This is a genomic window from Inquilinus limosus MP06 (assembly GCF_000767795.1).
In the GTDB taxonomy this organism is placed as follows: domain Bacteria; phylum Pseudomonadota; class Alphaproteobacteria; order DSM-16000; family Inquilinaceae; genus Inquilinus; species Inquilinus limosus_E.
In genome coordinates this window covers 1-10,877 of the sequence record NZ_JANX01000171.1, presented here as the reverse complement: position 1 = coordinate 10,877, position 10,877 = coordinate 1, and the positions used below count along the sequence as shown (strand labels likewise).

General features: G+C 70.7%; 12 protein-coding genes. 8 read left to right on the top strand and 4 right to left on the bottom strand.

Annotation, left to right across the window (positions count from 1 at the left end; translation table 11 throughout):
* The 5 genes from P409_RS15260 to P409_RS36270 form a co-directional block, all read left to right on the top strand.
* Positions 1-850, top strand: an 850-nt coding sequence (locus P409_RS15260) for an FGGY-family carbohydrate kinase (protein ID WP_034838483.1), incomplete at its 5' end; no start/stop codon positions are given.
* Positions 850-1,698 carry a TIGR01459 family HAD-type hydrolase gene (locus tag P409_RS15255; protein ID WP_034838448.1) on the top strand — a complete coding sequence of 283 codons (849 nt, stop codon included), beginning with the start codon at positions 850-852 and terminating at the stop codon, positions 1,696-1,698. The genes P409_RS15260 and P409_RS15255, both read left to right, overlap by 1 nt.
* Positions 1,699-1,790: 92 nt before the next feature.
* Positions 1,791-2,534 (top strand): helix-turn-helix domain-containing protein, encoded by a 744-nt coding sequence (locus tag P409_RS36275; RefSeq protein WP_052120682.1) that lies wholly within the window; start codon positions 1,791-1,793, stop codon positions 2,532-2,534.
* Between the two features lie 104 nt (positions 2,535-2,638).
* Positions 2,639-3,418 carry an SDR family oxidoreductase gene (locus P409_RS15245; protein ID WP_034838443.1) on the top strand — a complete coding sequence of 260 codons (780 nt, stop codon included), beginning with the start codon at positions 2,639-2,641 and terminating at the stop codon, positions 3,416-3,418.
* Positions 3,419-3,547: 129 nt separating this feature from the next.
* Positions 3,548-4,303, top strand: coding sequence for a helix-turn-helix transcriptional regulator (locus tag P409_RS36270; protein WP_161790399.1), 756 nt, complete (start codon positions 3,548-3,550; stop codon positions 4,301-4,303).
* A gap of 7 nt (positions 4,304-4,310) precedes the next feature.
* On the opposite strand, the gene P409_RS15235 is transcribed toward P409_RS36270, so the two are convergent.
* Positions 4,311-4,874: a GNAT family N-acetyltransferase gene (locus P409_RS15235; RefSeq protein ID WP_034838438.1), complete on the bottom strand. Its 564-nt coding sequence runs from the start codon at positions 4,872-4,874 to the stop codon at positions 4,311-4,313.
* 103 nt (positions 4,875-4,977) lie between these two features.
* Here P409_RS15235 and P409_RS15230 point away from each other — a divergent pair, with 103 nt between their 5' ends.
* Positions 4,978-5,403, top strand: coding sequence for a GNAT family N-acetyltransferase (locus P409_RS15230; RefSeq protein ID WP_034838433.1), 426 nt, complete (start codon positions 4,978-4,980; stop codon positions 5,401-5,403).
* 24 nt (positions 5,404-5,427) lie between these two features.
* Positions 5,428-6,195, top strand: coding sequence for an alpha/beta fold hydrolase (locus tag P409_RS15225; RefSeq protein WP_034838428.1), 768 nt, complete (start codon positions 5,428-5,430; stop codon positions 6,193-6,195).
* 10 nt (positions 6,196-6,205) lie between these two features.
* Here the strand turns inward: P409_RS15225 and P409_RS15220 are convergent, their stop codons facing one another.
* Positions 6,206-7,033: an oxidoreductase gene (locus tag P409_RS15220; protein ID WP_034838423.1), complete on the bottom strand. Its 828-nt coding sequence runs from the start codon at positions 7,031-7,033 to the stop codon at positions 6,206-6,208.
* Between the two features lie 86 nt (positions 7,034-7,119).
* Here P409_RS15220 and P409_RS15215 point away from each other — a divergent pair, with 86 nt between their 5' ends.
* Positions 7,120-7,536 carry a MerR family transcriptional regulator gene (locus P409_RS15215; protein ID WP_034838418.1) on the top strand — a complete coding sequence of 139 codons (417 nt, stop codon included), beginning with the start codon at positions 7,120-7,122 and terminating at the stop codon, positions 7,534-7,536.
* A 38-nt stretch (positions 7,537-7,574) separates the two neighbouring features.
* On the opposite strand, the gene P409_RS36265 is transcribed toward P409_RS15215, so the two are convergent.
* A complete protein-coding gene (locus tag P409_RS36265; RefSeq protein WP_052120677.1) occupies positions 7,575-10,226 on the bottom strand; it encodes a beta strand repeat-containing protein in 2,652 nt (883 codons plus the stop codon).
* A gap of 272 nt (positions 10,227-10,498) precedes the next feature.
* Positions 10,499-10,877, bottom strand: a 379-nt coding sequence (locus tag P409_RS15200) for an MOFRL family protein (protein WP_034838414.1), incomplete at its 5' end; no start/stop codon positions are given.

The window sequence follows — 10,877 nt, the reverse complement described above, 5'->3', positions numbered from 1 at the left end:
GCGGGTGCTGCACCAGGCCGACTGGATCGCCGGCCGCCTGTCCGGCCGCTTCGACGTTACCGACGAGAACAATGCGCTGAAGACCGGCTACGACCCGGCGGCCCGGCGCTGGCCGGACTGGATCTTTGGGCTCGGTATCGATCCCGCCGCCCTGCCGAAGGCGGTGGCGCCGGGAACGCCGACTGGCGAGGTCGATGCGGCCGCCGTCACTCTCGGCCTGCCCGCCGGCGCGCTGGTGGTCGCCGGCACCACCGACGGCTGCGCCTCCTTCCTCGCCACCGGGGCGGATGCGGTGGGCGATGCGGTCACGGCGCTAGGGTCGACCCTCGTCATCAAATTGCTGTCCGACCGTCCGGTCGATTCTCCGCGGCACGGCGTCTACAGCCACCGCATGGGCGACCGCTGGCTGGTCGGCGGCGCGTCGAACAGCGGCGGGGCGGTGATCGCCCAGCTGTTCGGCCGCGACCGGCTGCGGGATCTGACCGCGGCGCTGCGGCCGGACCGGCCGACCGGCCTGTCCTACTACCCCCTGCCCCGCCCGGGCGAGCGTTTCCCGGTGTCCGACCCCGATCTGGCGCCGGTGCTGGAGCCGCGGCCGAAGGACGAGGCCGTGTTCTTCCAGGGCGTGCTGGAGGGCATCGCCGGGATCGAGGGCCGCGCCTACCGCCTGCTGGTGGAGCTCGGCGCGCCGGCCGTGACCTCGCTGCGCAGCGTCGGCGGCGGCGCCGCCAACGCCGGCTGGACCGAGATCCGCCGCCGGCAGCTGGGCGTGCCCTTCCTCCCGGCCTTGTCCGAGGACGCGGCAGAGGGTACAGCCCGGCTGGCCCTGGCGGGACTCGGAGGATCGTGATGCCGGAGATTGAGCAGGTGGACGGGATCGGCGACCTCGTCGACCGCTTCGGCACCTTCTTCGTCGACCAGTACGGCGTGCTGCATGACGGCCGCCACCCCTATCCCGGCGCGATCGAGGCGCTGCGCCGGCTGAAGGATGCCGGCCGGCACATCGTGCTGCTGTCCAACTCCGGCCGCTCCGCCGCCTACAACGCCCGGCGGATGGAGACGCTGGGCTTTGCCCGCGACAGCTACGACCATTTCGTCACCTCGGGCGATGTCGCCCTGGCCCTGCTGCAGAGCGGCGCCCTGCCCGTCTCGCCCGGCAGCGGTGCCCGCTGTCTCGTCATCTCCAGCGGCGAGGACCGCGGCTTCGCCGAGACGCTGGGCTTCGCCGAGGCCGAGACCGGCGACGCCGCCGATCTGGTGCTGATCGCCGGCAGCCGCGGGCACCTGATCCCGCTGGAGAGCTACCGCGACCTGCTGGCCTCGGCGGCGGCACGCGGCGTTCCGGCGCTGTGCACCAACCCCGACAAGATCATGCTGACCCCGCTGGGCCCCGCCTTCGGCGCCGGCCGCATCGCCGAGATGTATGAAGGGCTCGGCGGCACGGTCACCTGGGTGGGCAAGCCGCATCCGCTGATGTACCGCCACGCCGCCGCCACCGCCGGGGTCGAGCGGCCGGAGCAGGTGCTATGCGTCGGCGACAGCGTCGAGCATGACGTCGCCGGCGCCCGCGGCTTCGGCGCCGCCGCCGCGCTGGTGCGCACAGGAATCCATGCCGGCATGGGCGACGACGAGATCACGCGGGAATTCGCCACTGTCGGCTGCACCCCGGACATCCTGCTGCCATCTTTCCGCTGGTAGTCTCTCCCCCGCCAGAGCCGACGGAACAATCCAGGGCTTGTTTCGTTTCTGGAACGATCTTATTCCGGGGCAGGACAACTTTCACAGCGGCCATGCCGGACGAACGCACCCTCGGCGACCTGATCGGGCGGACCTACGATGCCGCCGTCGGGGACGAGGACTGGACCAAGCTGGTCGAGGCGATGACGCGGGCCGTCGGGGGCACCTCCGCCGTGATGCGTTGGCTCGCGCGGCCGGCGGAGACGGCGGTGACGGTCAATCTCGACCTCGCCGCCCATCAGGCCTACGACGCCTACTACCACACCATCGACCCGGTCTGGCCGAAGCTGTTCGAGCTGCCGCCCGGCACCGCCGTCGATGACTGCGCCCTGGTGCCGGAGCCGGCCCTGGGGCGGACCGAGATCTACAACGACCTCTACCGCCAGAACCATCTCTGGTTCTGCCTGTCCTGGTACACGGTGGATGCCGCGGGGCAGCCGGTCTGCCTGGCGATCTACCGCCCCCGCCAGCGGCCGCTCTACACCGGCGACGACCTGCGCCTGCTGCGGGCCGTGACCCCGCATCTCGACCGGGCGGTGCAGATCGAAGGCCGGCTCGCGGCCGCGGCGGAGCGGCGCAAATCCGTCCCCTTGCCGCGGGCGAGGCCCGAGCTCAGCGGGCGCGAGCGTGACTGCCTGACGCGAATCGCCCAGGGCGAGTCGAGCAAGAGCATCGCCCGTCAGCTGGCGCTGTCGGCCCATACGGTCAACGAATACATCGGTTCGGCGATGCGCAAGCTGCAGGCTTCCAACCGCACCGAGGCCGTCGCCACCGCCATCGCCCTCGGCATCCTCTGATCGTCCCGGCGCAGCATCCCTGGGATGACATCCGCCGCCGGACGTCGCACCCTGCCCTCCCCGCACGAAGCACGACCCGCCGCCGCGGCGGGAGGGAGACCGACATGGATCTGGGACTGACCGGCCGCAAGGCCCTGGTGTGCGCCGCCAGCAAGGGCCTGGGCAAGGGCTGCGCCCTGGCGCTGGCGCGCGAAGGCGTCGAGGTGACCATCACCGCCCGCGGTGCCGAGGCGCTGGAAGCGACGGCCGAGGAGATCCGCCGCATCACCGGCGCCAGGGTCACGACGGTCGCCGGTGACATCGCCACCGAGGCCGGCCGCGAGGCCGCCCTGGCCGCCTGCCCAGAGCCGGACATCCTGGTGAATAATGCTGGCGGCCCGCCGCCCGGCGATTTCCGCGACTGGGACCGAGACGCCTGGATCAAGGCGATCGACGCCAACATGCTGACCCCGATCTTCCTGACCAGGGCGGTGGTCGACGGCATGGCGGCGCGCGGCTTCGGCCGCATCGTCAACATCACCTCCAGCTCGGTGAAGGCGCCGATCGCGGAGCTGGGCCTGTCGAACGGCGCCCGCTCCGGCCTGACCGGCTTCATCGCCGGCGTCGCCCGGCAGATGGCGGGCAAGGGCGTCACCATCAACGGCCTGCTGCCGGGGTCCTTCGACACCGACCGGCTGCGCGGCGGCATCAACGCGGCGGCCCAGCGCTCGGGCGAGGACGCCGAAGCCGTCGCCGACCGGCGCCGCGCCGCGATCCCGGCCCGCCGCTTCGGTCAGCCCGACGAGTTCGGCGCCGCCTGCGCCTTCCTGTGCAGCGTCCATGCCGGCTACATCACCGGCCAGAACCTCCTGATCGACGGCGGCGCCTTCCCCGGCACGTACTGACCGCCTGAGGCTGCGGCGGCGAGGATCCGGACCGGCCGGCCCCGTCCCCTACCAGTTTTAGGGGATTGAGAGGGCCGGCCGACGGCGGGACAATGACCCGCTGTTCCCCCTCGCCCGATGCAGGCCGGCATGAACCGCCACTGGGTTGCACCCGACCAGACCATCATCACCGGCGTGATCGGCCAGATTTACGATTCGGCGCTCGGCGATGACGACTGGTCGGTCGTGGTCGAACGGCTGACACGGCTGCTCGGCGGCCACATCGGCACACTGCACCGGTCGCCGTCGCCGCTGAAGCGGGATGTCGCCATCCGCCACAATGTCGATCCGGCCTGCGTCGCGCTGTACAACGCTTACTATCATCGCCTGGTGCCGGCGACGCCGAGGATGCTGTCGCTGCGGCGGCCAACCGGCCTCCTCTCCGGCCAGGAGACCCCCGACGCGGAGTTTACCCGTACCGAATACTACAACGACTATCTCCGGCCGCAGGGCCTTCACGACTGGATGGCCTGGGCCGATGGCGGCGAGCGAGGCCCCAGCGCCCATCTGACGCTCTGGCGACCGCGGAACCGCGAACGCTGGGATGCGCCGGAGCTGGCCGTGCTGCAGCATGTCGGCCCGCATCTCAGCCGCGGGCTGGAGATCGAGCGACGGCTCGGCGCCGTCCGCGCGGCGGGGCCGGTCGAGAAGGTGCTGAGTCCCCGCCAGCTCGACTGCCTGGCCTGCGCCGCGCGAGGCCATGGCAGCAAGGAGACCGCCCGCCGCCTCGGCCTGTCGGTCGACACAGTCAACATGCATGTCGCGGCTGCCAGGCGGAAGCTCGGCGCGGCCAGCCGCAGCGAGGCCGTGGCCATCGCCTACCGCCTCGGGCTGCTGCGCGGCTGAGGATCGCTCAACCCTCAATTCCCGCCAGGTCGTGCCGCAGGATCGGCCGGGCGGGAATGCGGCGTGCCACTTCCCGGAAGCCGAGCCGGGCGAAGGTCGAGGCGTAGCCGGAGCCCGACGCGCTGGGTGAGACTTCGGCGTCGAAAGGATAGGCCTCCAGCGCCGGCGCCCCGGCCCGCTTCGCCGCCCGCAGCGCCGCCTCGATCAGCGCCGCGCTGACGCCGCGCCGCCGCCAGCCTTTGCGGATGTAGAAGCAGGACAGCGACCAGACCGGCAGATCGTCGACCGGCTGCAGCCGCCAGTTGCGGTCCAGCTCCGGCAGCGCCGCACGCGGCGTCACCTGGCACCAGCCGACCGCGAGATCGCCGGAGAAGGCCAGCAGCCCGGGCGGCGGCCCCTGCTCCACCACCGCGCGGAAATCGGCCCTGTTCTCGCAGCGCGACCGGCGGCGATAGGCGGCGCCGATGCGGCCATGCATGCACCAGCAGCCATTGACCGCGCCGGCCGGCCCGAACAGGTCCTCCAGCGCCGGCCACAGATCCGGCGTCAACGGATGGATGGCAAAGCCCATGCCGGCTCTCCCCGACCGGTTGCTCTCCCGATCAACACGCGGGCGGCCGGCGTGGCTCCTTAGCCCGTTCCGAATCCGCCCGGGATGGTGCAGTCTCCCGGCCATGAGCGAGACACCCCGTATCCTCTACGGCCGAGAGCAGGACCTGGATGTCGCCGAGTTCCGGCGTGTGCTGGTCGAATCCGGGCTCGGCCGCATCCGCCCGGTGGATGACGAGCCGCGGCTGCAGGCGATGATCGACGGCGCCAACCTGATCGTCACCGCCCGGCTGGACCGGCCCGGCCGACCGCTGGTCGGGTTCGCCCGCGCCGTCACCGATTCGGTCTGGTGCTGCTACCTGTCCGACCTCGCCGTATCACCCTCGGCCCAGGGCCTCGGCGTCGGCCGCGGCCTGCTGGACGAGGCACGGCGGCAGCTCGGGCTTGGCGTCAGCCTGTATCTAATCTCGGTGCCCGAGGCGGTCGGCTTCTACGAGCGGGCCGGGATGAAGCGGCTGGCCGACGCCTTCTCCTACAAGCGCGAACGCTGACGCCCGCAGACAAGGACATCCGGCATGACCGACCTTCCCGTCCGCCCCTTCCATGGCCGCGATGGCGTTCCGCTGGCGTATCGCGAGCTCGGCGAAGGCCGGCCGCTGGTGCTGATCCACGGCTTCTTCTCGACCGCCACGGTCAACTGGCTGCGCTACGGCCACGCCGCGGCGATCGCCGCGCGGGGCTATCGCGTGATCATGCCGGACCTGCGCGGCCACGGCGACAGCGGCAAGCCGCACGACCCCGCCGCCTATCCGCGCGACATCCTGGCCGATGACGGGCTGGCGCTGGTCGAGCAGCTCGGCCTGGCCGACTACGACCTTGGCGGCTATTCGCTGGGCGGGCGGACGGTGGTACGGATGCTGGCACGCGGCGCCGCGCCGGGTCGGGCCATCGTCGCCGGCATGGGCCTGGACGGCATCGTCAGCGCCGGCGGCCGCAATGCCTATTTCCGCCACATCCTGACCAACCTGGGCAGCTTCCAGCGCGGCACCGCCGAATGGATGGCCGAGGCGTTCCTGAAGACCGTCGGCGGCGACCCGGAGGCGCTGCTGCAGGTGCTCGGCACCTCGGTCGACACGCCGCGCGAGGCGCTGGCGACGATCGCGGTGCCGACCCTGGTGGTGGCCGGCGCCGAGGATGACGACAACGGCTCGGCCGAGGATCTCGCCGCCGCCCTGCCGCAGGGCCGCCACGCCACCATTCCCGGCAACCACATGGGCGCGGTGGCGAAGCCGGAGCTGGGCGCCGCGATCGCGGAGTTCCTGGGGAACGCGCCGCGGGGCTAATGCCCCGCCGTCACTCCCGCGCCTGCGAGGCCCGCCACATCAGCCGGTCGGTCATCCGGTCGCTGAGCAGGCGGGCGAGCAGCAGCAGGACCCGGGCGCCGCCGCCGACCGGATAGCGGGTGCGCGGCCGCCGGGCCGCCGCTGCCCGGCCGATCGCGTCTGCCACCACCTCCGGTTGGGACGGGAAGCTCGACGCCGCGGCCCGTTCGTACATCCTGGCGTGGCGGCGGGCATAAGGGCCGTAGACGGTGCCGCCGGAAACCCGCAGCAGGCTCTCGAAGGCGATGCCGCCCCATTCGGTTCGGATCGCGCCCGGCTCGATCACCACCACCTCGATGCCGAAGGGGGTCAGCTCCATCCGCAGGCAGTCGCTCAGCCCCTCCAGCGCGTATTTGGTGGCGTGGTACCAGGCGCCGAAAGGCTCGCCCGACTTGCCGCCGATCGAGCTGACATTGATGATCCGGCCGGTCTTGTGCGCCCGCATCATCGGCAGCGCCAGCTGGCACAGCCGGGCGGCACCGAACAGGTTGACCTCGAACTGCCGGCGCGCCTCCTCCAATGGCACATCCTCCAGCGCGCCGTAGCTGCCGTAGCCCGCGTTGTTGACCAGCAGGTCCAGGCGGCCCGTCTCACCGCGGATCCGCTCCACGGCCGCGACGATCGAGGCATCGTCGGTGAGGTCGAGCGCGACCAGCCGCGCCCCGGCCACCGCCAGAACCGCCATCCGGTCGGTCCGCCGCGCCGCGGCATAGACGGTATAGCCGTCGGCGATCAGCCGGCGCACCGTCGCCTCGCCGATGCCCGCCGACGCCCCGGTCACCAATGCGATCTTGTCCAACTCTCACGCTCCACAAGGATGAGAGCTGATCCTATAAGTCTGGAGCGCGGTCCAGGGTCAAGGGCCGGAATCGCCGGAGCCGAACCATGCTGATCTCGGATTTCGCGCGGGCGACGGGACTGCCCGTGGACACCGTGCGCTTCTACATCCGCCGCGGGCTGCTGGCGCCCGGAACCAACGGCAAGGGCGGTCGCAATCCCTACCAGGTCTTCACCGCGGAGCATGTGCGCGAGGCCCGGCTGATCCGCATGGCGCAGTCGCTGGGCATGTCGCTGAAAGAGATCGCCGCGATCGGCGAGGAGCATCGCCGCGGCGGCATCACCCGCGAGCGCAGCATCGAGCTCATGTCGGAGCAGCTGGCCCGGCTGGAGCGCAAGGCGGCGGAGCTGCAGGCGATGGCCGGCTATCTGCGGGCCAAGCTGGCTTGGCTTCGCGATGGCGAGCAGGGCCCGGAGCCGGAGTTCATCGACCCTTCGGACCGCGGATTGCGGGCCTGCGGATGAAGGAGCGCGGCCCCGCCCGAAGACGGAGCCGCCGAGGATCACAGCACGAAATCCGCCGCGGTCAGCGGATGGTTGGAGATGACGTTGATGGCGAAGTCCGGCGCCTTGTCGCCATTGGCGTCGACATAGACCACCTGGAGCGCGCCGGCCGTCACCACCCGCAGCTCGCCTGCCGTGCCGGTGAAGCCACCGGTCCCGAAGGCGAAGGCGGTGTCGCCATTGGCCGAATTGCCGTCCGCGTCGATCGCCGACAGGTCGATCTTGTCGCCGGTGGAGAAGTCGGCGATCGTGTCCTTCCCGGTGCTCACGACCGTGCTGTCCGACAGGGCGGTGTAGACGAAGCTGTCGCTGCCCGCCCCGCCCTTCAGCAGATCGCCGCCGCCGCCGCCGGCAAGCACGTCGTCGCCGGCCTGGCCCCACAGCGTGTTGGCGTTGGCATCGCCGGTCAGGTGGTCGTTGAAGCCCGACCCCAGCAGCTGCTCGATGCCGCTGAGCGTGTCGCCCTGGGCATCGCCGCCCGTGCCGGCGCCGGTGACCAGGCTGACCGTCACCCCGGCGGAGGAGCTGGCATAGCTGGCCGTGTCGATGCCGGCCCCGCCCGTCAACGCATCGGTCCCGGCACCGCCTTCGAGGATGTCGTTGCCGTCGCCGCCGTCGAGCTGGTCGCTGCCGTCGCCGCCATAGAGGTTGTCGTTCCCGGCCTCGCCGAAGACGATGTCGTTGCCGGTGCCGGCGTCCACGGAATCGTCGTTGTTGCCGCCATGGATGGTGTCGACGCCATCGCCGCCGACGAGACGGTCATTGCCGTCGCCGCCGTCGAGGTTGTCGTCGCCGCCCTCGCCTGAGAGCGCGTCGTCACCGCCATTGCCGACGATGGTGTCGTTGCCCAGCTCGCCGCCGATGATGTTGCGGCCGTTGTCGCCGGTCAGCTGGTCGTCATGGCTGGAGCCGTACAGGTTCTCGATCGAGGTCAGAACGTCGGCCTGGGCGAAACCGCCCGAGGCGGTGCCGGCCAGCAGGTTGACGGTGACGCCCTGCTCCGACCCCTGGTAGTTGGCGAAGTCCGACCCGGCGCCGCCGTTCAGTGTGTCGGCGCCGTCGCCGCCGCGGAGCGTGTCGTCGCCATCGCCGCCGTTCAGCACATTGGCGTTGCCGTTGCCGTAGAGGTGGTCGGCGAAGGCGGAGCCGTTGACATTCTCGATGTCCTGCAGCGTGTCGCCCTGGGCGTCGCCGCCGGTGCCCGAGCCGGTGAAGAGGTCGACCGTCACCCCGGCCGCCGAGGCCGAGTAGTTCGCCGTGTCGGTGCCGGCGCCGCCGAAGATCTGGTCCGCCCCGGCGCCACCGGTGAGCACGTCGTTGCCGAAGCCGCCGAGAAGGATGTCGTCGCCCGCCAGCCCGTCGATGGTGTCGTTGCCGTCGGAGCCGAGCATGCGGTCGGCCCCGGCCCCGGCCACGAGCGAGACCCGGAAGATGTCGAAGCCGGTGCCATTGCCTTCGGCCCCCACCCCGGTGTTGGTCGCCTGCGACTGGAACGTGACGTAGTGGCCGTCGGCCGAGATCCATGGGGTGTTGGACAGGTCGTTCAACTGCGACCCGTCGAAGGCGACGGACAGGCGCGTCACGTTGCCGGTCAGCATGTCCTTCAGGAAGATGTCGCGGACGCCGTTGGTGTCGCCCTGCACCAGGTTGCTGGCGTTGCTGAGGAAGACGACATAGCGGCCATCGGCGGAGACCACGGCCTGGGTCGACAGGTCGTTCCCCTGGGTGCCGTCGGTGGCGGTGGAGACAACGGTGGTGGTGTTGGTCTGCAAGTCGCGGAGGAAGATGTCCGTGGTGCCGTTGGTGTCGCTGGCCACTAGATTGGTGGCGTCGCTCTGGAACACGACGTAGCGGCCATTGCCGGAAATAGTGGCGCCCGACGACTGGGCGTTCCCCGACCCGCCGCCGAGGGCGGCCGAGACCAGGGTGGTGGTGCCGGTGCCGATGTCGCGGACGAAGACGTCGGTGGTGGCGCCGTTGCTGTCGTTGGCCGTCAGGTTGCTGGACGTGCTGACGAAGGAGACCCTGTTGCCGTCATCGGACAGGCGGCCGACCAGGGAGGTGCCGTTGCCCTGCGACCCGTCATTCGCCACCGAGACGCGGGCCGTGACGCCGGTCTGGAGGTTCTTGACGAAGACGTCGCTGAGCCCGTTGCTGTCCCCGCCGACCAGGTTGGTCGCGGTGCTCTGGAAGCTGACGAAACGGCCGTCGCCGGTGATGTCGATGTTCTGGCTGGCGCCGTTGGCCTGGCTGCCGTCCGATGCGGTGGAGACCCGCGTGGTGACGCCGGTCGAGGTGTCCCTCATGAAGACATCGAGGACGGCGTTGGTATCGCCGCCGACCAGGTTGGTCGCGATGCTGGTGAAGACCACATAGCGGCCGTCATCGGTGATCAGCGGCAGGCTGGAGACGTTGTTGCCCTGCGTCCCGCCGGTGGCGGTCGAGATCAGCGTCGTAGTGCCGGTGACGGTGTCGCGCAGGAACACGTCGAAGAAGCCGTTGACGTCGCCGCCGACCAGGTTGGTCGCGGTGCTCTGGAACACGACGTAGCGGCCGTCGGCCGACATCGTGGCGTTGGTGGCGATGTTGTTGGCGCTGGTGCCGCCATTGTCGACCGAGATTCGGGTGAGCGAACTGGCGTTGACGGTCATGACGAAAAAGCCTCCCCATTTGTATGCGCAGGCGACGGCAGCCGCAGCACCGTCGGGAAAATCAAAAGGAAACAAAATCGTACGAATAGCAGTTGTACGAGCAATGAATGCAGGTTCACACGCCAGCGTTCGACATGCCCGCCCGGCTGCGGCAATGGCCCGGACCTGTGCCAGAAGTGTCGCCCTGGACATAGCCACCAGAGGCCATGCCAGCGTCACCATCACCGCAGCGGCATGGCCGTTTCGTTTCGGCGGCGCGGTGTGGTCCGGCGCTACCGCACCAGGATGGCGCGGAAGTCGTTGACGTTGGTCAGGGTCGGGCCGGTCACCACCAGCCGGTCGAGCGCCGCGAAATAACTGTAGGCGTCGTTGTTCGCCAGGAACTCGGCCGCGACCAGCCCGCTCTCTTTGCCAAGCGCCAGCGTCCCGGCATCGGTCCAGGCGCCGGCATTGTCCTCCGACCCGTCGATGCCGTCGGTGTCGCAGGCGATGGCGGCAATGCCGGGCCGGCCCTGCAGTTGCAGCGTCAGCGCCAGCAGGAACTCGACATTGCGGCCGCCCCGGCCCTGCCCCCTCACCGTCACCGTGGTCTCGCCGCCCGACAGCAGCACGCAGGGCTTGGCCGCCGGCTGGCCGTGGCGCAGCGCCTGC

Coding starts and splice junctions, on each gene's coding strand:
- P409_RS15255 (WP_034838448.1), top strand. CDS start 850: ATGCCGGAGATTGAGCAGGTGGACGGGATCGGCGACCTCGTCGACCGC.
- P409_RS36275 (WP_052120682.1), top strand. CDS start 1,791: ATGCCGGACGAACGCACCCTCGGCGACCTGATCGGGCGGACCTACGAT.
- P409_RS15245 (WP_034838443.1), top strand. CDS start 2,639: ATGGATCTGGGACTGACCGGCCGCAAGGCCCTGGTGTGCGCCGCCAGC.
- P409_RS36270 (WP_161790399.1), top strand. CDS start 3,548: ATGAACCGCCACTGGGTTGCACCCGACCAGACCATCATCACCGGCGTG.
- P409_RS15235 (WP_034838438.1), bottom strand. CDS start 4,874: ATGGGCTTTGCCATCCATCCGTTGACGCCGGATCTGTGGCCGGCGCTG.
- P409_RS15230 (WP_034838433.1), top strand. CDS start 4,978: ATGAGCGAGACACCCCGTATCCTCTACGGCCGAGAGCAGGACCTGGAT.
- P409_RS15225 (WP_034838428.1), top strand. CDS start 5,428: ATGACCGACCTTCCCGTCCGCCCCTTCCATGGCCGCGATGGCGTTCCG.
- P409_RS15215 (WP_034838418.1), top strand. CDS start 7,120: ATGCTGATCTCGGATTTCGCGCGGGCGACGGGACTGCCCGTGGACACC.
- P409_RS36265 (WP_052120677.1), bottom strand. CDS start 10,226: ATGACCGTCAACGCCAGTTCGCTCACCCGAATCTCGGTCGACAATGGC.